General features: G+C 61.0%; 18 protein-coding genes. 3 read left to right on the top strand and 15 right to left on the bottom strand.

Features of this window, described 5'->3' with window-relative positions; all coding sequences use genetic code 11:
- Positions 1-551 precede the first annotated feature (551 nt).
- The 12 genes from OR16_RS20230 to OR16_RS20285 all read right to left on the bottom strand — a co-directional run bounded on the left by OR16_RS20230 (position 552) and on the right by OR16_RS20285 (position 13586).
- Positions 552-1001: a nuclear transport factor 2 family protein gene (locus tag OR16_RS20230; RefSeq protein ID WP_043420438.1), complete on the bottom strand. Its 450-nt coding sequence runs from the start codon at positions 999-1001 to the stop codon at positions 552-554.
- Positions 1002-1034: 33 nt separating this feature from the next.
- A complete protein-coding gene (locus OR16_RS20235) occupies positions 1035-1280 on the bottom strand; it encodes a hypothetical protein (RefSeq protein WP_006159809.1) in 246 nt (81 codons plus the stop codon).
- Between the two features lie 228 nt (positions 1281-1508).
- Complete coding sequence (locus OR16_RS20240; protein WP_006159810.1) at positions 1509-2765, bottom strand: DUF1329 domain-containing protein; 1257 nt, start codon at positions 2763-2765, stop codon at positions 1509-1511.
- Between the two features lie 16 nt (positions 2766-2781).
- Positions 2782-4107 (bottom strand): DUF1302 family protein, encoded by a 1326-nt coding sequence (locus OR16_RS20245; protein ID WP_006159811.1) that lies wholly within the window; start codon positions 4105-4107, stop codon positions 2782-2784.
- A 202-nt stretch (positions 4108-4309) separates the two neighbouring features.
- On the bottom strand, positions 4310-6703 hold the full coding sequence (locus tag OR16_RS20250) for an efflux RND transporter permease subunit (RefSeq protein WP_043420402.1): 2394 nt from the start codon (positions 6701-6703) through the stop codon (positions 4310-4312).
- Positions 6704-6732: 29 nt separating this feature from the next.
- Positions 6733-7698, bottom strand: a complete 966-nt coding sequence (locus tag OR16_RS20255; RefSeq protein WP_006159813.1) for a WD40/YVTN/BNR-like repeat-containing protein — start codon at positions 7696-7698, stop codon at positions 6733-6735.
- 396 nt (positions 7699-8094) lie between these two features.
- Positions 8095-8439: a YciI family protein gene (locus OR16_RS20260; RefSeq protein WP_006159814.1), complete on the bottom strand. Its 345-nt coding sequence runs from the start codon at positions 8437-8439 to the stop codon at positions 8095-8097.
- A gap of 31 nt (positions 8440-8470) precedes the next feature.
- On the bottom strand, positions 8471-9529 hold the full coding sequence (locus OR16_RS20265) for a maleylacetate reductase (RefSeq protein ID WP_006159815.1): 1059 nt from the start codon (positions 9527-9529) through the stop codon (positions 8471-8473).
- Position 9530: 1 nt separating this feature from the next.
- Positions 9531-10214: an alpha/beta hydrolase gene (locus tag OR16_RS20270; protein WP_043420404.1), complete on the bottom strand. Its 684-nt coding sequence runs from the start codon at positions 10212-10214 to the stop codon at positions 9531-9533.
- A gap of 63 nt (positions 10215-10277) precedes the next feature.
- Positions 10278-11237 (bottom strand): VOC family protein, encoded by a 960-nt coding sequence (locus OR16_RS20275; protein ID WP_006159817.1) that lies wholly within the window; start codon positions 11235-11237, stop codon positions 10278-10280.
- Positions 11238-11310: 73 nt separating this feature from the next.
- Positions 11311-12090: a citryl-CoA lyase gene (locus OR16_RS20280; protein ID WP_006159818.1), complete on the bottom strand. Its 780-nt coding sequence runs from the start codon at positions 12088-12090 to the stop codon at positions 11311-11313.
- On the bottom strand, positions 12090-13586 hold the full coding sequence (locus OR16_RS20285) for a class I adenylate-forming enzyme family protein (RefSeq protein WP_006159819.1): 1497 nt from the start codon (positions 13584-13586) through the stop codon (positions 12090-12092). The genes OR16_RS20280 and OR16_RS20285 overlap by 1 nt, the downstream gene beginning before the upstream one ends.
- Positions 13587-13795: 209 nt before the next feature.
- On the opposite strand from OR16_RS20285, the gene OR16_RS20290 reads away from it, so the two are divergent.
- The gene (locus OR16_RS20290) at positions 13796-14566 is read left to right on the top strand and encodes a GntR family transcriptional regulator (protein ID WP_006159820.1); all 771 of its coding nucleotides are present in this window, start codon (positions 13796-13798) and stop codon (positions 14564-14566) included.
- Positions 14567-14643: 77 nt separating this feature from the next.
- Positions 14644-15174, top strand: a complete 531-nt coding sequence (locus OR16_RS20295; protein ID WP_006159821.1) for a hypothetical protein — start codon at positions 14644-14646, stop codon at positions 15172-15174.
- Between the two features lie 128 nt (positions 15175-15302).
- Here OR16_RS20295 and OR16_RS47755 read toward each other — a convergent pair whose 3' ends face one another.
- The 3 genes from OR16_RS47755 to OR16_RS20305 all read right to left on the bottom strand — a co-directional run bounded on the left by OR16_RS47755 (position 15303) and on the right by OR16_RS20305 (position 18066).
- Positions 15303-15965: a GNAT family N-acetyltransferase gene (locus OR16_RS47755; protein WP_337459855.1), complete on the bottom strand. Its 663-nt coding sequence runs from the start codon at positions 15963-15965 to the stop codon at positions 15303-15305.
- Between the two features lie 166 nt (positions 15966-16131).
- Positions 16132-17025 carry an isocitrate lyase/PEP mutase family protein gene (locus OR16_RS20300; RefSeq protein WP_006159823.1) on the bottom strand — a complete coding sequence of 298 codons (894 nt, stop codon included), beginning with the start codon at positions 17023-17025 and terminating at the stop codon, positions 16132-16134.
- A gap of 42 nt (positions 17026-17067) precedes the next feature.
- Entirely contained in the window at positions 17068-18066 is a 999-nt protein-coding gene (locus OR16_RS20305; protein WP_006159824.1) for a tripartite tricarboxylate transporter substrate binding protein, read from the bottom strand.
- 155 nt (positions 18067-18221) lie between these two features.
- On the opposite strand from OR16_RS20305, the gene OR16_RS20310 reads away from it, so the two are divergent.
- Entirely contained in the window at positions 18222-19130 is a 909-nt protein-coding gene (locus tag OR16_RS20310; protein ID WP_006159825.1) for a LysR family transcriptional regulator, read from the top strand.
- Positions 19131-19133 lie beyond the last annotated feature (3 nt).

Below are 19133 nucleotides of genomic sequence, written 5' to 3' on the forward strand. Positions count from 1 at the left end.
GCCGCGCCGCCTTGGCAGTCACCCGTCCATCTTGCCTAACCACCGTTGTCGCCGTGGCAAGCTCGCCCACAATCGGCGCAGCCGTTGCCGAATCAGTCGCTTGTAATCGCGAGGCAGTTCATGCGATTCGGCCTCTGCCATCGCGTCGGACGCCGTGCCGCGCAAAGCCGAAGCCATGCCCTGCCTGCTGCTCACGGTTTGCACCGGCAGCCTAGTATCGAATGACCTCGTCGCGGTAATTCACGTCCACCTACTCTGGCGCAGGTGCCTCCTGTACCGGCATCGACGCCGGCACGAGTATCGGCAGAACCACCGCGACACTTGCTGGCCTTGATGAAACGCCTGGTGCTGGATGGAGCGTGGCGCGGTGCAAGCTGGGTTGGCTCGTGAGACAGCTCGCCACCGCCCAAAATAGGCAGCCTCCCCAAAGGATCATGAGCGTAACCTCGGTGCGCGTAACCTCTTGCCCGCACGCCTTAGCGAGTTCGACGAGGCAAGGGATAGTTGGTTACCGAATCCGCTACGCCGCCATTCATGTTTGGCGCCCCTCCTCAGCGACAACTCTCGCTCTGCTTGCTCAGCCATGGGTAGCGCTCCACGTCATTGCCCCCGTAGTCCGGGTCCAGATAGACATAGCAGCGCTGTATCCGGAAGTCACGGATCTCGAACACGTCGCACCAGCGACCAGCATGGGTAACCCCCGCGCGCCATGTCTCGCCGTTCTTCAGGCTTCCGCTGGATGTGCCCTCGACCACCAATAGATCGCCCTGCTGTATGACGTTTGCATGGGCGATATCGTGACTAACCGATGCCAGAATGCCCATCAAATCTTGGAACAGGCGCTCGATCTGCGCGTGCCCTTGCGCTACACCCCACTTGGGAAAATAGAACTCGGCGTGGTCGTCAAACAGGTCGAGGACGCTCTCGCCCCTGTCCATACGCCTGAAATACTCCAGCGCAATTGCCTTGCGCTGCTCATCCGTCATTGCTTTTGTTTCCATGATCACTCACCCGGCTTCGGATACTTGTCGTTGTCAGAGCGCGCCCAGCCACGCGTCCGCCTGCGCGACGCTCGCGAACGCTTCCTTTCGGATGCCCGAGCTGCGGGAAAACTGGTCCGCGCTCATCTTCGCGGTCGCGCTGGCGAATACTTCCGTACTGGCAGCCAATCCCCTTGCCGCACACAGCTTTTTAGCCTGTTGATGCAAGACGGCAACGTCGCCTGTGGCCACCTTCATCGTGGTCAGGTCGGCGACAATGGCGAACGCACGTGCGAGCAAGCCAATGGCTTGCTAGAGTTCGCGAAGGTAATCGGGCACTGCCGACGGTGAGGGCCAGTATCCTTTGATCTTCAGGTACATTCCGTTCCGCGTCACATCCACGGCAATCTCATAGTAGTCTTTGTTGCTTGCGACCTGTTTGCGCATCGCTTGCCCTCAGAGGTTGGTTGGCGCACTATGGCTGCAAAGGTGTCCAATGCGCGCGCGCCCATGGACACCTTCCCTGTGTTACTTGGCGATAGATTCCAGCGCGCTATAGGTCATATCGCTTTCCTTGATCTTCGCCTCGTTTAGCTTGTAACCGCGGAAGAGATAGATGGAGGCGTGGCGTGCCTTGAAGTCGATGATGTCGCCCTGGATCGATGACGAGTACTTCGTGCCATCTTCACCCACAGACGGCGTCATGTGGAAGTTAATGAATTTCCAGAATTCCCCCTTCTTGTCATAGGCTTCTCCCATATAGACGCGCGGATAATTCACGTCCATGTAGACCACCTTCTTGCCATAAGGATGTTCTGTCGGGGGTGTGCCTTCGATAACCCAGACCTCACGCGGCTGCCACGTCTGCACCGGGTTCCAGTACGGTGGCTCCTTTAAGTCCACTGTTTTCCACTCTTCCGGTGTTCCTTTCTTCGACGGTGTGTAGCCGAGCTTGGCATCCGATATCGCCAGGATCCAACGCCGACTCACCAACTTAATCTTCGGATACCACGAGGGCCTGGCGTTCCATACATAGATATCGTCATTCAGGACAACAAACCCCCCAAACCGATCCATCCATGCGCCGCCAGAAAGGCGACGGGTACGCCGCGCCGATTTGATATAGGCCCAGCTGTCCTCCAGCTTCGGATCGTCGTAGCGGATGGTGAAGGTGCCCACTCCCTTGATGTCCTCGGGTGCCGTCGCTACAAACAGCGTCTTGCTGAGAACGCCACCATCGCCCAGCACTGGCTTGTCGCCACTAAGCCGTCCCTTCATGTAGTACCGCTGAAACAGCCAGTCCTGCGTCGACTCCAGACCCTTCTCGCCGCTGATCATCAGGAAGGTCGCCTTGTTGTTGATGACGTCGCCCTCCGGTGAGGCGTAGTAAAAATTCCAGATCAGCTTGTCGCCCGCAGACGGGTCACTCTGGCTGACTTCGGGGAAGGGGATGCCGGCCACCCAGCCGGTGACCTCCCGCGTCTTCTCATCGAATTGCGCCTTGCCGGCATTCTTCTTGGTGGCCTCGAGGTACTTTGGGTCGAGCTGCACGGGCTTGGCATGGCCGAGCGGAATCTTCAAGCCGGTATTGCGAATCTGCCACTCGAGCTTCTCGGTCAACAGGCTCGCGATGGTGTGACCGTCGAACGTATCGTTCTTGACCTTATCGATGTTGGCCTTGTCGATCACGGTGCCGGCGGGCAACTCCGCGGCAAGCGTTGCTGTGGCGCCGGCGCTAAATGCCGCAAACATGCACAGGGCGAGTGTCTTCTTGATGCGATACATGGTTTATGTCTCCTGCTTAGAATTGTCGTGTCAAACGGGCAATGAACTGGTCATTGTTGGCAAAGGAACCGAACAGACGCGTTGAGCCTTCCACCTGGCCGGGCGATCGTTGGTTCTTCGAGAAAAATAAGTCCGCCTCCAGCACCAGGCGCCAGTGGTTGCCGTAGACGAACTCCACGCTGGGGATCAGAAAGCCGCCGCGGCCCTGCAGGTCCACACCTGCGGCTAGCTGGGGATTGATCTTGTCGTTCTTGTAGTTCAGGCCAAGAATCACCGTGGCGATGGTGGAGTGTTCCTTCGCCGCGGCGCCGTAGCCGACCATGTTGACGATGTCGTCCGACGGCTTGTAGTTCTGAATCCACTTATCGAACACCTGGACCGAGAAGAACGATGGCCGGCTTGTGCCGAGCAGCCTGGTCAGGTTCAGGTTCTTGTCAATTCGGACCATGGTGGTGACCAGATCCTTCTTGATGATGCCGCCGAATCCAGGAAGAGCCCCGCCAAAGAAGTTGGTACCGACGTTGTAAGGTGCATTGCGCGTGTAAACGAGCTCCGTGCTCAGTACGGAATCGATGGCCGGAACATAGCCGCTAACGGTCGCACCGAACAGGTCGATCTTCGGGAAGATGAAATCGCCCAGCGCGCCTGTTGGTGCGGTGCCGGAGGGCGCGAAGGCTGAGTTCACGACCGGATCGTTGCTGAAGGTCTTCAGATACGCCAACGAATAGTTGACCGGCCCGGCGATACCTTCCCAACGGACGCCACCCGTCTTGTCCTGCACATTGGCGCCAGGCTGCCGATAGTTGTAGTTCAGCGCGCCGGGAGCAAGGAAGTCCACGCCCTTGTAAGGCTGTCCCGCCCAGCGGCCGCCATAGAGGTCGTAGCTATTTCCTACGTCCCGATTACGGTCAATACCGGGGCGGAAGAGAAGCTGCAGGCTGCCGTCCGCCTCCGGAACATTGATCTTGGTCTTGATCAGGAAAAGCGGCTTGCGCAGTTCGTCGCCCTCGCGCTCCAGGAAGGACCGCCAGCGGTAGTCGAAGCCGTTGACCAGATCGAGCGCGCGGAAGAAGTCCGTTTCGCCCCAGACGACCTGCTGCTTGCCGATGCGGAGATTTATGCGGTCTACCGGCGAGAAATCTGCGTAGTATTCGCGCAGGTCCGCCCGATTGTATTGGTCCATCAGCCGGCTACCCGGCCCACCTGGCGAATGCTCCTGGTTCAGCCGCTCAAGATCCTTAAGATAGGGCGTCTTATACTCCTGGTCCGCCCGCCCTACGACCTTCCATGTAATCGGGCCGGTCTTCGCATCAGCATCGAGCAGCAGCGAACCCCGCACCATGGATGGCGAATACCTGTCGTTCTTGCTCGTCTCCGGCGGATTCTGCAGATTGAAGGAGGCCCACGCCCGGGCGTATCCGCGGCTAGAAAAGCCAGCGCCAGACCAGCCGCACCGGATTTCATGCCGAGTTCGTGCCAAGAATTCAATTTCACCGTCTCCTCCTGTTAATGTTCTCTTATTGTTTTTTCACCGAAGCGAGGGCCTAGACCTCAGGCACCGCGCTCATTGCGACGTTGTGGATTCCCGGCGTCACCCCCTTGCCGGCCGTCTTCACAATGAATGCCGGCCGGAACACCAGCACCATCGCGGGCATGATGAACAGGGCGCTCAGCGCCGATACGAACAACCAGATCGCCATCAGCACACCCATGTCAGCCTGGAATCGAAGCGACGAGGCACACCAAAGCACCACGCTGGTAGTCAGTGTCAGCGCGGTCACCACCACGCCACGGCCAGCACCATGCAGCGAGGCGACCGTGGCTGCCGGGAGGTCCTTGCCTTCGCTGAGTTTCTCCTTGATGCCGTCGACAATGTAAAAGGCGTAGTCCACCCCCAAGCCGATTCCCAGCGCCGCCACCGGCAGCGTGCTCAGGTTCATGCCGATGCCTTTCCACGCCATATAGCTGAACGTGATGGTGTTGGAGAGAATCACAGGCACCATGAAGAAGATGCCGGCCGTCACGGAGCGGTAGGCCACCGCGCAGCAAATCACAAGCACCAGCAGCGCAAGCGCGATACTCTCGATCTGCCCTGCGAGAATCACCTCGTTGACCGCCGCCAGCACGCCGACCAGGCCACCCGCCAACCGGTAGGTTCCTTCGGCAAGGGGATGGGCATCCACGTATGCCTTGAGCCGTGCCATTGCCGTGCGAATGCTCTCGCCCTGGTGATCGCGGAAGTAGAACGTCACCGATGCGTTCTGCGATTGCGCGTCGGTAAAGCGGGCCATGTCGCCTGGATCGGACCCGGAGACGAACATGTACATCAACTCCCCGTTTTCTTGCGCGGTACGGCCCAGTTCCTGGTAGCGCGGATTGTTCTCGTTCAGGACGCGCCTCACCATGGGGATGACATCCGCGACGGAGGCGCTGCCGCCGATCTCAGGCTGAGCGGCCATGTAGCGCTGCAGTCCCGTAATGCTCTCGAGCACCTTGGGTTCCTTCACAGCATTCGGCTTGCTTCCCGAAAACACCGCGTACAGCCGGTCGGCGCCCTGGAACTGCTGATTGATCGCTGCCGCATCGCGGTTGTACGAAGAGTTCTGCCAGAGAATGGGCGAGCCGGGCTGCGCATCCCCCACCTGAATACGGGTGGCATACCATGCGGAGACGCCAAACACAGCGACCGCGGACGCGAGCACTGCATAGCGCCACCGAGAGGTAGCGCTCCGTACGCAGACACTCAGGATGCGATCGAGGTAACGCCCGAGATCCAGGCGGTGGGCGTACCCGCGCGGATAGCGAACCCACGAGAGAAGTACCGGCGTCATGACGCAGGCACTTAGCGCGATCGTCATCACCCACATCGTGCCGATGATGGACACCTTGTGCATCAGCGGAATCGGGGTCAGCACCACGACGACCATGCAGCCGGCGTCCGCAATCACGCCCAGCATGCCCGGCTTGAAAAGCTGCAGCATGCTTGCCTTCGCCGCCGCCTTCGTGGTGATCGCGCCTGCGGCAATCTCCTCATCGAAGCGAGACACAAGTTGCACGGAATGCGAGATGGCCCTGGCTGTAATCAGGAACGCGATCACAATCACCAGCGGGTCCAGATTGAAGCCCAACAGACGCGCGACGCCGAGTGCCCAGATGGCGCTGCTCAGTCCTGCCAGAAGCGGCAGCAGGGTTCCGCGCCAGGTACGGGCAATGATGAAGAGCAGCAGCACGAGGCAGCCGATCGTGAACAGGAAGATATGCAGCGTCTCTGGCAGGAAGTGCTTCACCCAGCCGTAGAGGATGGGTTCGCCAGTCACGCGCACCCGCACACCGTTGCCGCGCGCCGCGTCGGCAACGGCCATCACCTGCGGGAAGATCTTGTTGTAGTCGGCCGCATTTTCGTAGAAGTCCACCGTGACCAAGGCAGCCTTAAGGTCTTTCGAGACGTAGGCGCCATAGACGAGTGGATTTTTCAGCACGGTTTGCTTCAAGGCCTCCAATCCTGCCTGGTTTTGCGGCACGTCCGGCCACATCAGCGGGCTCGACTCGATGGCCTCGGTCGAGCCACGAATCTCCTTGAGTTTGCGGGATGCCAGCGAAACAATCTGAAACTGATTGGCGCCATCGACCTGCTGCAAGGCAGAAGTGACCGTCTTGACCTTGGTCAGGAATGCAGTGTTGAAGATGTCCCCCTTCTCGGCCTCGAGCACAATGCTGACCACGTTCGAGCCGCCGAACGCTTGCTTGTATTGCTCGTGAACCTGGATATAGGGGTGGCTGCGCGGCAGCAGGTCCTCGAAAACGGTCCTGACTTCCACCCTCAAGGCGGCAGCCAGCATTACGGCCGTCACCAGAAAGAAGATACCGGTCACGTAAGCTCGCCGGTGTATGCAGTGCTCGACAAAGCGTTCGAGCCTGCCTCGATCCATCGTATTCATGTTCTCCTCCAAATGCGCTATGTGCGGCCTTAAAGAGCGGCCGCGTCCTTGACAGCGAGGCGTGAGCCGGCGACGTAGTACTTTCCACCCCGTGCCTGTACCCTGGTGTACCAACCGCGGTCGTGTGGTGCGAAGCGGGTCAGCCGCCATTTGCCGGCATCCTCCCGGGCCACCAGGACGACACCCTTGTCGCCCACTGCAATCCATTGGTTGCCATCCCAGGCGACGTCCAGGAGATCTTCTTCCGTCGCCTTGCCGGCCTGCGTCCAGCTCGCGCCACCGTTGTCGCTTACCAGGACCGTACCGCTCAAGCCAACGGCAACAGCGTGGCTGGCATCCCTGAACCTGACCGACATCAGGCTGTGCTTGACCGGACTGGAGACGCTCGTCCAACTCTCACCGGCGTCACTGGAGACTCGGATGCGACCAAACTCGCCCACTACGCATCCGCGCTGGCCGTCAAAGTCGATACCGTTCCAGGCTGCGTCCTCGCCCTGGGCCGCGGATTGCCAGCTCTTGCCATAATCGCGGGAGCGCAGCAGTACGCCGCCACTGCCGACGGCCCAGGCGCTGCCGTCCTGACTGACGTGGACGCGCATCAACTTGTTGCTGATGGCCGACTTCGGCGCCTGCGCCGGCGTCCATGTGAGCCCAGCGTCTTCCGTGGTCAGAACAACGCCCTCGTTGCCTACGGCAACGGCCCGGCGCGCGTCCCAGGCGGCGATATCCTGCAGCGTCTCTTGGCTGGCCGCACTTTGCTTGCGCCAGTTCTGCCCCGCATCGTCGCTGTACAAGATCTTTCCATTTGTACCAACCGCCCACATGGGGCCGTTGGGCAGGGCGGCGATGCCGTAGAAGGCATCGCCTCGTTCGACGAGCGGCTGCTCGACAGCCTTGCCGACCGGTGTGGGCTTCACAAAGAGGCCCGCATAGAGAAGTCCCCCAACGACGGCTAGGGGCACTCCCGACAGGATGATGCGTTTGATACGTTCCATGGCTCACGTCTTCTTTCTGAAAAGGACATCAAAAGGCGAATGGCTGCTTGTATGGGCGGCACGCGGGACGGCCTAACAATGCACCCCGCTGCTTGCCATCGCGTGCGCACACGCCTGCCGTGGGCAAATGCTGCCCTGCAGGGTTTCACTGCGCTTTCTTGCTTGAACTGGTGAAAGAGCGCCCGCGGCGTTGCAGGCCTGGAATGTCGCCGCTGCGCCTAAACGAACGCTACGAAGCGCCGGGGCTCGGCACCCGCGCCGGGTACGTGAAGTCGATTGACATGGGGTCTCCTAGACCTGGATTCTGCAGCGGATGCGCGTGCGCCCTGCCGTCTCGTTCGGTCTCTGTCTTTTTGCCGCGCGATGCGAACCAGCCCAGCACCGCGCCTGCCATCCTCAGCTCGTCGCGGAGGCGGCGGTTTCCAGCGCTCGCTCCAACTCCTCATGCAGGATGCGCGCATTCGCGTGAGGGACAAACTGATTGAAGCGGTCTACCTCAATCCGCTCGAACAGACCTGCGCGGCAGTACGGCTCGTCCGCGATAAACTCTCCCGCCTGCGCTCTCTCGGCACAGTTGATGGCAAGAAACAAGCCCTGCGGTTGTTGATCCTCCCCGCACAATGCACCGGCGCAGACAATCTCGGGCAGCCTGGAAATGACATAGCGGATATGCGCCGGCCGGATCTTCAGACGCGTTTGCGCCGAGCCGGGGCGGAAATAGCAACGAATGATGTATGACATGGATTTCCCTCTATTCTCCATTGGTGCGCCCTCAAGCCAGTTCGGCACCTTCATATGCACGCTGCAGCAGTTCAAGAATCGGCCCTCGCTCGATCCGGCGCGGATTGGGATAAGGTGTTTCCACCACCAGATCGGCGGCTCGATCAAGACCATCGGCGGGCATGCCGATTTCGCGCAACGAGCGAGGCGCAGCAAGCGATTCACCGAGTTCACGCAATCCAGCCGGTCCGCTCTCGCGCCCCAGTGCCTTCGCAATACGCACCATCGCCTGGGGCGCCGCGTCGGCGTTATAGGCGAGCGCATAAGGCAAAATCACCGTGTGCACTTCTGCGTGCGGCAGGTTAAAGCTGCCACCCAGGGTATGACACAGTTTGTGGTGCACGCCCATCTGCACGTTGCCTAGCACCGTGCCGCACAGCCAGGCACCGTACAGTGCGTCGCTGCGGGCATCGATGTCAGCGGATGCGCGTCTCAGGCGCGGCAGTGCACCGGCGAGCGCACGAATGCCTTCCTCGGCCATCAGGCTATAGATTGGATTTCCGTCGCGGGCATACAGGGCTTCGGCAGCGTGTGCGATGGCATTCATCCCACTGGTCATACTCAGGGCCACGGGCAGCGTCAACGTCAACTCGGGGTCATAAATTACACCGCGAGGCATTACCCGCCAGTCCCGCCCTGCCTTCTTGAGTCCCGCGTCAGTGATTCCATATAGCGGCGTCATTTCCGAGCCAGCGTAGGTCGTTGGCAAAGCAATGATCGGCAAATCCGATTCGAGCGCGATCGCTTTGGCAAGCCCGATGGTCGATCCCCCGCCGGCAGCAACGCATCCGTCAGCACCCAAGGTCCGCGCTGTATCGATGGCGCTGCGCGCGACGTCGGCAGGCACGTGCATCACTGCCTTGGCGTACACGCCAACACAACGTTCCTCTAAGATGCCCGCAATCTGTTGGCCAAGTTCGACCTGCTCAGGAGTGGTCAGCACCAATACGCGGTGCATCCCAAGTTGCTCGAGTTCGCGCGGCAGGAACTGGCGCGCCCCGCCGCCAAAGACAACGCGGGCTCCGTGGGTTTCGTGCACAAATGGCTGCATGCTAACGGCTCCGGGCGGAACTTAAGTGGACTTGCGACGCGCTATGGTCCAGGGTGGCCCTGGCATAGCCGATTTCGGCATCGCGGATGCCATGCTCCGTGCCAGCCTCCACCTTCAAAGTCACGTCAGCACCCACCGTTTGGAATAGTGCGGCTGATTCCCGCACACTCTTCGCAGGCACGAACGGGTCCTGCTCCCAGGTTGAAAACAGCACGGGCATTCCTTGAAAATTGCGATGCGAAGTGTCGCGTAGCATGCCCTGCGGGCCGATCAGTCCGCCGGTGAATGCGACTAACGCGCGGTAACGTCGTCGTTGACGCCAGACAAACTCGCTGCAAAGACACGCGCCCTGCGAAAACCCCATCAGAATCTGGGACTCGTATGGGAAACCAAGCATCCGCAGTTCCTCCGACAGCGTATCCAAGCGCTCAAGCGCCTGCGAAAGCAGCGGCTCATTGACCTCAAGTGGTTCAATGAAACGCTCCGGGTACCAGGAGTTTTCCGCCGCCAACGGTGCAAGCCAAGCGATGTCTGGCCGCGCGAAACGGCTGACCACCATCTCGTGCATCAACGCGGGCGACTGGCCGCGGCCATGCACAAGGATGACAGCAAGCGCCGCATCGCGCGCCGTGGCTGCTCCGAAGGTACTTACCGGTTGATGCAGATGAGGATTGGCGTATGGCATGTGGCGTTGCGCGAGGTGTTCCAGTAGCGTACAGTCGGACGCAGCTTGTGCGCCCGTTCGGACTCAGTACTTCAAGGTCTCTAGCGATTCCATGATCGTTGCACGTTGGCTTTCGAACTGGGGTGCGATCTGTAGTTCGGTGCCGAGCTTCTCGTACGGTTCGTCTATCAGGAATCCTTCGGGCTTGGATACCGTGGCCTCGAACATTGCGCCGCTGGGCGTGCGCACGTAAATCGATTCGAAGTACCCGCGGTCCTTGCGCTCGGAGGTGTCGGTCAAACCCATGCCCTCGAGCCTGGCCTTGACCAAGTCCTGGACAACATGGTCCGCCACCTGGAACGCGCAGTGATGCACGGTACCCTCGCCATAGGTCCAGCTCGCCTGGGGCATGCTCGTTTCCAGGGAAAAGTCGACGAACTTGCCGGAGCCGCCCTCGCCGAATGCATAGCGAGCGTACTTGCCGTCTCGCGCCACCTCGCGGGCAGACCAGCCGTCCTGCATAAACTCCTGCGAAGGTTCCATCTCCCGCACGTTCACTGCGATGGTGTGCAAGCCGCGGATTGCTAACTCGGCCGGCACCTCGCCATTGGAGTAAGGCTTGCGCGCGTCGTCAGCGATGCCGATCAGCTCGTACTCGATGCCACAGGGATGCGCGAACGTTAGAACGTGCTCGCCAAAACGCTCGGAGCGACGAACCTCAAAGCCGTGATTGGCCAGACGCTTCTCCCAGAACGGAATGGCTGACGCCGGCACCGACAGCGCCAAGTTGCCGATCTGCCCGGCCCCACGCTTGCCCTTCCGGCCGAAATGAGCTACCGGGAAGCAGGTGATCAGCGTGCTCTCCTCGCCAAGGTCGTTGCCGTAGTAAAGGTGGTAGAAGGGCGTACCGCCATCGTAGATCAGGGTCTTCTTGACGCTCTTGAGCGAGAGCACCTTGGTGTGGAAGTCATAGTCTTCCTGGGCCGTGCCGACATTCAGGGTGATATGGTGATGGCGCTGAATGGATTGATTTGCTTGAGTCATTCTTGTCTCCTCCTGCTGCGGATGGGGGGTGGTATGAAAAATCGGAAAGACTTCGCGTGCCGTTTGGGGACGGTCAGTCCGCCAAATACTCTGGCGTCATCGCGCCGTCGACCAGATCCCAGATGAATCGCCCGGAAGGCTCGCGTTGTTCTTCGGCGATATGAGCGATCAAGCCGGCCGCACGGCTGAGGACAGCGAAGCCGCGCATAAGCGCTGCGGGGATGCCGATATCGCCCAGGATGGCGGCGATTGCACCCGTTGCATTGATCGTTATGTGACGTCCGGCTGCAGCGTCTATCTCGGCAGCCAGTTGCTCCAGCGCGGCACAATGTGGTCCGTGAGTGCCGACTTCGCGCGCCAGCTTCAATAGCGCAATAGCACGCGGGTCGTCTGGCCGATGCAGATGATGGCCAAAGCCTGGCACCGCCTCCCGCCGCGTGCGGAAGTCCTGGGCAATGCGTTGTGCTTCGGTCGGCCCTTGGTTACCGGCATCCACGATGCGACCCAGGAGCTCGGCTGCCGGCTCCATCGTACCGACGAAGCGGCTGGCTACGGCCAGCAGGCCAGCTGCGACGCCAGCCTGGAGATTTTCCGGCGAACTCGCGTAGATCATGCGCGTAGCGATCGCGCTAGGCGTCATACCGTGCTCCATCAGCGTCACGAGCACGGCTTCGACAATCCGGCGCTGCGCCGCTGTCGGCACCATGCCAAAGGTCTGCTTCATGAAGACATCAACGAAGCTGACCTGGCCGAGCAGGTCGCCGACCAGATCATCGTCGCCATAGTAGACGGCCTGCGTCGTGTAGTGGCAGAGCTTCGTGCGTGCTGCTTTGGCTTCGTTCGGATTGGTCATCAATGGCTCCGAATGCTCAGGATGGTCTCGCGAACCGCAGGCTTTAGTACCTTGCCGACTGAACTACGCGGCAGCGCCTCGAACAGATGTACGTGCTTGGGCGTCTTGACCGAGCCGAGTTCGCGCTTGACAAGAGCGACGAGTTCATTGGTGTCGACGCTCATTCCCGGACGCAATTGCACGGCAGCATGGACGGCCTCTCCCCACTTCGCGTCCGGGATGCCGACCACCGAACAATCCGCGACTGCCGGGTGGGCCGACAGCACCACCTCGACATCGCTGGGATAAACATTGAAGCCACCGGTGATGATCACGTCGCGAATGCGGTCCCGCAGGAATAGGAAACCGCGCTCGTCGAAGATCCCGGCATCGCCTGTACGCAGCCAGCCATTGACCAGTGTCTTGCGTGTTTCTTCTTCCGCCTTCAGGTAGCCGCTCATCACCAGATCCCCGCGTACCGCAATTTCGCCCTCTTCCCCGGCTTTAAGCGGGGTACCGTTCTTGTCGACGATGGCCACCCGGGTGAGCAGCGATGGTTTCCCCACGGAGGCCAGGTTCTCACCGGCCATGTCAGCGGGCGGGAGGAATGTGATGATCTGGGGCGCCTCGGTCTGGCCAAACGAGGTGCACAGGACGGAGCCGAACACAGACTGAGCGTCGCGGATCTGCTCCGGTCGCATCGGCGCGCCGCCGTATACGAGATAGCGCAAGGCGCGCAGTGGACGGGGCGAGCGGCGCTGCTCCTCCACCAGCGAAAGAATCAGTGTGGGCGGCGCGAAGAACAAGGTCGCGTCGTGCGTACTTGCGGCGTCGAGCAGCGCAGAGGCTTTGGCGTACTCCGGAAATATCAGCGCTCCGCCAGCACCCAGAACAGGGAGCATGTATGTGGAAGTGCCATGCGTAATCGGAGCGGCGACCAGATATCGATCTTCCGCAATCAGGCCGAGTTCGTGGACCTGGGTCGCGATATTGGTGTTCCAGGCGCGCAGGGGCTGGATAACCCCCTTCGGGTAGCCGGTGGTGCCCCCGGTAAACTTGATGGCCTGCGGCTCATCAAGACCAATCCCGCCACGCGAGTGCGGGCCCATCATCACAGCAGCTGTCTCACCCTGACAGCGCATCAATTCCTCAAGCGGCCGCAGGCGCGCGGAGATGCCAGCCAACCGTTCTGCCATGTCGGCATCGGCAAGCACGAGCGACGGCTCGACAAACTCGACGATGCGGTGCAATTCAGGGTCGCCATTGCGCGGGTTCAGCGGCACCCATACCTTACCTGCAGCCAGAATGGCCAGGATGCCCACCAAATGATCCACGGTGTTTGCCGCCCCTACGCAGACAAGGCTGCGAGGAGCCGGGTCGATGGCCGTGAGTGCGGCCGCCCGCTCGAGCACCATACGCGCCAGTTCACGGAAGGAAAGTTCGCCAGCAGGACTGATGATGGCCACCCGGTTTGGATGCCGGTCAACGGCGCGCCACAGGAAGTCGATGGGGTACATGCTCGGGGTATCTCCAGTAAACGAAGGCGACGGGATGCGGGACGAACCGACCCGTCATCGCATCGATGGTCGAACTATAGAAGTTTGTTCGAACATTCGAATATTAGGAATAACCCTGCCTACCATGGTAAGATTTGTGACCCTCAGAGCAGGCAGTTAGCCATCCGCTCCGCGACGACAAGCCGAAAACATCCATCGCTTTGAACGCCATGCAAGACGAAATCGAAGCCTATTCAACCGCCCTCGCTACCACAGCTCCCCGCCACCTTGATCTGGCGCGCACCCTGATGCAGGACATCCACAACGGCCATCCTGCCGTGGGTGAACTGCTCCCGACGGAAGCTGAACTGTGCGAAAAGTGGAATTTAAGCCGCTACGCTGTGCGACAGGCGGTGCAGAAATTGTGCAGCCTCGGCTTGGTTACCCGGCAGGCCGGAGTCGGTACGCGCGTTGTCTCCGACCGCCCCCAGAGTCGCTTCCTGCAGGTAATGGACTCGCCTGCCGACCTCGTCGGCTACGCCAAAGGTACAACGCTGCGCAAGTCGGCCTACGAACGCATAGAAGCCGACGAGACCCAAGCAGCCTTGCTGCGCTGCGCGCCTGGGGCAAGTTGGTTGCACATTGCCGGCACGCGATATGGCGGCGCCCCCGCAGACGAAGCGATCGCACTTGTTGATATCTACGTCGACGGGGCTTTCAGTGAACTGCCCCCGCTAGGAGAAACTCTGGCCGTTCCCGTGTACACGATGGTCGAAAAGCAATACGGCATCAAAGTAACGCGAGTCGAGCAGGAAGTGCAGGGATTGCTGATCGAACGCACGCAAGCCGATGTCCTGCAAGTACCGGAAAAATCTGCTGGGTTGCGCATCATCCGGACCTATTTCTTACGTGACAAGGTGATCGCCGTAACGACGGGGGTTCACCCGGCGAGCCGCTTCAGCTATTCAACGACGTATCAGCTGACGCAGACTGTCGGATAGGCTGGCGAACAGTACACTGGAGCCGGCGGTGTTCTGAAATCGGCAATGCAAGCCGGTTTCGGAGCAACTCATTCCGGGTGGCCGAGGGTGTGGCCAGGTTCCGTACGGACTGGATCGACGACATCCGTGCGATGATTTCCGACAAGAAGCTGGAACCCGAACGCGTAGCCCAGCTTTTATTGGCACTGGACGAGTCAAAAGAGACTTGGGCAATCGTGCACAACTTCGGCGAGCTCATCGATGAGGCCTACTGGAAACGAAAGCACTCCTTCGCCATCGTTGGGGGTGCCGACGATTTGTTGTTTGCGATTGACAAGTACATTTCGTGCGGGCGGCCCATGGCGGCCATCGAGGCACCGCATCGCCGACTTGGTGATGTGCCCTCGCGCCGGCTCATGCAGTTGCTCCTGGTCGCGACACCAGAAATCAATGCTCTAAGAGGTAATGGCGGAACGATGTCCGTCTACTACATAGAGCAGATCTTCGACGAGCTTGAGAACCGCTCGGATATTCCTGCGGAAGAACTCGCGAAGATGGAGTTCGCCTATCGGCCCCTGACAGTGTGTGGAACCTCAGCAGTCGTACGGATCTGCGCGTTCCCTGACTAATGCTGTATTTCCCGAAGCCCTATCCGGATGAAATCATAAGCAGCCTGCTTATCCGTGCATGCAGGCACACCGGATATTGCTACCACACACTTCTAGGCAAACTTGGCTCGCCTCGGCACTATCAGGAATCACCGTTCTTGACTAGGAGACGTCCGTAACTCCGGCGGTAAGGCAGCAAGCTCGACCGGCGCGAACCCAAGACGCGAGAAGTAGCCCGCAGAGGTATCCGTACTGACTACCAGGGACTCGATGCCGCGTAGCCGAACGTCGGAAAGCAGCAGCCCGGCCAACCCCGCGCGCCTGGCGCGCTTTGCCACGGCGAGGCCTCTGACCAGGGCAACGTTGCCGCCTAATTCCTCGATGCCTGCGCACCCAAGGAGTCCCTGCTTGTCCCTGCTGACATGAAATTGCACCGATTGACGATGGGTGCCCCCGGCAGGTAGCGAGCAAGACTGAAGTAGCGCCTCCACATCGGACAAATCGGTCGTGGTTGCTTGACGGGGCCGCATGGTGCTACCTGGAAATCCAATGACGATGAGGAGTGGAGGACAGCGAGCGCTGCGGCATGCGTCCGTTATGCGCCTGTTGGCCGATGCCGGCCCACGTCGTTCGAGCCAGCAAGCAAAACAAAAGAGCCACCCCTTCAGGATGGCTCCGACAACCCCGCGACAATACGTCCACCGAACATGGCACCTGCAGCCGAACGCTCTCTTGACATCCGTGCCGCCTTGAAAAGATGCCATTGCGGGACGTGCAATCAAATCGGCGTATGGCCCACCCCAATGGTCCATACGCAAAAATGCTTTTCAGATTTCTTTAGCTGCGACTTGATACGGGCAAATGATAGAGCCCTCTTGTTGCAACATTAAGACACTGCCGAAAACAATATTTGTGCAACCGCGCGAACTGCATGGTCACGCACACGCAGCTGACTACTGACTATTGTCATGCTCCAGGCTAATGCAGCAGCGCATCCTCAAAGGCGATCTGCTCCACCGTATCAAACAGCGCCCCGAGGCTGGCCGCGCCCGCTGCTGCCATCCCGCCATCACAGCCGCCGCGCGCCGCCCCGATGGCGTCCAGGCTTCGCCGCATCCCGGCCACCGCCGCGCCCGGCAACAACGTCGTCAGGCTTGCCCGGCGAACGCCCAGCTCACGCAGCCGTTCCAGCGGCACATTCGCGGCCGACGGGCTAGGCGCCAGCCCGGTCCCGGCGCTCAGTGTCACCGGGATATCCAGTGCGCGCACCAGCCGGGCGATATCGTCCTCGGTGCGCGGCGCAATGGGCAACAGCATGTCGGCGCCCGCCGCCTGATACGCCCTTGCCCGGAGGATGACCTGCTCGGTGGTCTCGCAGGCAAACGCGTCCGTGCGGGCAATGATCATGAAGTTGCCATCGCGCCTGGCGCGCTGCGCCGCATCGATCTTGGCGAGCATCTCGCCAAGCGGCACCACTTCCTTGGCCACCGCCGAGCCCCAACGCCTTGGCACGACCTGGTCCTCGATGTTCAGGCCCGCCGCGCCGGCCTCCTCGAACAGCTCCACGGCATAGTGGACGCCGCGCGGGTTGCCATAGCCCGCGTCCGCATCGGCGGTAATGGGAATGGATGAGGCTCGGGTCAGCCGCCGGCAGTGCTCCACGCATTCCGTCAGCGTGAGCAGGCCGATATCCGGGACGCCCAGCAGGCTGTACGACAGCATGGCGCCGCTGATGCACGCGCTCTGGTAGCCCGCCTGCTCCACCAGCCGCAGGCTGAAGATATCGTGGACGGCGGGCGCGACCACAAACGATTCCCGTTGCAGCAGGGTGCGCAGGGATGCGGTCTTTTGAACCGGGGCAATGCGTTGCATGGACTTAGGCTCGCGAGGATGGGTGGGAAGTCATGGGGCTTGTCACTCCTTCGGCATGCTGTCGGCCAGCTTGCGCATCATGGGCTTGCGCGCGGCGATTTCCCGGGCCCAGTCGTCCCCTGGCAGGTAGGCCAGCACCGGCGCATCGTTGCCTGCCTTCTTCAGGTATTCCGGATCCTTGAGGGTCGCCCTGACGGCCGCGCGCAGCTTCTCCACAATGGCCGGCGGCACGCCTGCGGGCACCGCAATCCCCCGCTCGGCCGGCATCACGTCGTCAAAACCTTGCTCCCGGGCCGTCGGCACATCGGGCAGCGAAGCGGCCCGCTTCTCCCCCATCTGCGCGATAATCTTCAGCGGCACGGCCTCCTTGCTCGCATCCTGCAGCTCGCCCGTCGTGACCGCCGCAAAATCGATATGCCCGCCAAACAAAGCCGTCTTGGATTGCGCCGTCCCGTTGTAGGGGATGTCGTTGGCCTTCACGCCCGCCACGTTCTGCAATTGCAGTAACGCCAGGTGCCCGTTCGTCCCGACCCCGTTGTGGCCGAAAGACAGCGACGCTGGCTTCTTCTTCAACGCCGCCACCACGTCCTTCAGGTTGTTGTACGGGCTATCCTTGCGCGCCACCAGGATGGTCGGGTCGCTCAGCACCCGGGCAACCAGTTGCAGCGCGGCGGGATCGAAGCTGGTCTTCCGGTACAGCGGCGAGAACGCCATGGCCGGCAGGTTGACCACGCCAACGGTGTAGCCGTCCGGGGCCGCGCGCATCAGGCTGAGATTGGAAATCTCGCCGGCGGCGCCGGGCTTGTTCTGCACCACCAGGCTCGCGTTCGCGCCAAGGTAGCGCTGGATGAACGGCGCCATCGTGCGCGCCATGGTATCGGTGCCACCGCCGGCGGCAAACCCGACGTAGACCTGGATGGGATGATCGCTGGGCCACTCCGCCCTGGCAGGGGTCGCCGCCATGCCCGTTGCGAACAGAAGCCACACGCCAAGCGTGTTGATTGCGTAGTGCGTCTTGAAAGCCTTGAGCCCGTACCGCATGATCTTTCCTCCTCCCAGCCAATATTGACGATGGCCAGACGATACGTACCTCCCGCACTGGAAGAAAGCGACAAATCCTCACGGCCCCCGGTGAGATTCTGGAATGACCGCGCGCGGGCGGGGCATCAAGCGCTTCGCCAGGCCAAGGCCTCGCCATGACACTCAAGCAGCTGGAAGCGTTCTACTGGGCCGCGAAACTCGGCAGTTTTTCCGTAGCCGCCGCGCGCCTGCATGTCACGCAGTCATCGCTATCAAAGCGCATCGCCGAGCTGGAAGACGATCTGGGAAAGGCGTTGTTCGACCGTACCGGGCAACGCTCGGTGATCACCGACGCGGGCGAACGCCTGCTTGAGCATGCTGCCCAGATCCTTGACATAGAAAGCCGCATCCGTTCGGACCTGGACATGGCTGGCGCGCTGCGCGGGAGCTGCCGGTTCGGCATCAGCGAGCTGGTTGCGTCCACCTGGTTCCCGCGCCTGGTCGCGCGGGTGCGCGAGCTACATCCCAATCTGGTGCTGGAGCCGCAGGTGGATCTGACGCGCAACCTGGAGCGCAAGCTGGAACGCGGCGAGCTGGACTTCGCGATCATTCCCGGCCCCTCCACCTCGCCCAACCTGTCACAGGAAAAAGTCGGTGAGCTGGCCTACAAGTGGATGGCGTCGCCGCAGCGGCTGGCGTGCGGCACAGTCCTCACGCCCCGGCATTTCGCCGAGCATCCGGTGATCATGCTCAGCGCCGAAGCCGGCCTGACATTGGCCTTCGAAAGATGGGCGGCGGAGCAAAATCTCGAGATCCCAAGGGCGCTGGTTTGCAACAGCCTGTCGGCATTGATTGCCATGGTGATGGCGGGCGTGGGGATCAGCCTTTTCCCGCAGTCCTACGTGGCGCCGTTTGTGCGCGCGGGCAAGCTGGCAGAGCTGGCGAGCAAGCCGGCGCCGCACAACCTGTCTTACGTGAAGGCGGTCACGATGGAGGAGGCGGATTTTTCGGTGAGTTCACCGTTGTGGCCGGAGGCCACAACGGTGAACGGAAAAGGCAAAGCGAAAACCGCGAGGGGAAAATAACCC

Origin of the sequence: Cupriavidus basilensis OR16 (assembly GCF_000243095.1) — a bacterium.
Classification (GTDB): Bacteria; Pseudomonadota; Gammaproteobacteria; order Burkholderiales; family Burkholderiaceae; genus Cupriavidus; species Cupriavidus basilensis_D.

What these genes read in the sequence shown, in the direction of transcription:
- OR16_RS20230 (WP_043420438.1), bottom strand. Translation starts at nt 1,001, where the DNA reads ATGGAAACAAAAGCAATGACGGATGAGCAGCGCAAGGCAATTGCGCTG.
- OR16_RS20240 (WP_006159810.1), bottom strand. Translation starts at nt 2,765, where the DNA reads ATGTATCGCATCAAGAAGACACTCGCCCTGTGCATGTTTGCGGCATTT.
- OR16_RS20245 (WP_006159811.1), bottom strand. Translation starts at nt 4,107, where the DNA reads ATGGTGCGGGGTTCGCTGCTGCTCGATGCTGATGCGAAGACCGGCCCG.
- OR16_RS20250 (WP_043420402.1), bottom strand. Translation starts at nt 6,703, where the DNA reads ATGAATACGATGGATCGAGGCAGGCTCGAACGCTTTGTCGAGCACTGC.
- OR16_RS20255 (WP_006159813.1), bottom strand. Translation starts at nt 7,698, where the DNA reads ATGGAACGTATCAAACGCATCATCCTGTCGGGAGTGCCCCTAGCCGTC.
- OR16_RS20260 (WP_006159814.1), bottom strand. Translation starts at nt 8,439, where the DNA reads ATGTCATACATCATTCGTTGCTATTTCCGCCCCGGCTCGGCGCAAACG.
- OR16_RS20265 (WP_006159815.1), bottom strand. Translation starts at nt 9,529, where the DNA reads ATGCAGCCATTTGTGCACGAAACCCACGGAGCCCGCGTTGTCTTTGGC.
- OR16_RS20270 (WP_043420404.1), bottom strand. Translation starts at nt 10,214, where the DNA reads ATGCCATACGCCAATCCTCATCTGCATCAACCGGTAAGTACCTTCGGA.
- OR16_RS20275 (WP_006159817.1), bottom strand. Translation starts at nt 11,237, where the DNA reads ATGACTCAAGCAAATCAATCCATTCAGCGCCATCACCATATCACCCTG.
- OR16_RS20280 (WP_006159818.1), bottom strand. Translation starts at nt 12,090, where the DNA reads ATGACCAATCCGAACGAAGCCAAAGCAGCACGCACGAAGCTCTGCCAC.
- OR16_RS20285 (WP_006159819.1), bottom strand. Translation starts at nt 13,586, where the DNA reads ATGTACCCCATCGACTTCCTGTGGCGCGCCGTTGACCGGCATCCAAAC.
- OR16_RS20290 (WP_006159820.1), top strand. Translation starts at nt 13,796, where the DNA reads ATGCAAGACGAAATCGAAGCCTATTCAACCGCCCTCGCTACCACAGCT.
- OR16_RS47755 (WP_337459855.1), bottom strand. Translation starts at nt 15,965, where the DNA reads ATGGACCATTGGGGTGGGCCATACGCCGATTTGATTGCACGTCCCGCA.
- OR16_RS20300 (WP_006159823.1), bottom strand. Translation starts at nt 17,025, where the DNA reads ATGCAACGCATTGCCCCGGTTCAAAAGACCGCATCCCTGCGCACCCTG.
- OR16_RS20305 (WP_006159824.1), bottom strand. Translation starts at nt 18,066, where the DNA reads ATGCGGTACGGGCTCAAGGCTTTCAAGACGCACTACGCAATCAACACG.
- OR16_RS20310 (WP_006159825.1), top strand. Translation starts at nt 18,222, where the DNA reads ATGACACTCAAGCAGCTGGAAGCGTTCTACTGGGCCGCGAAACTCGGC.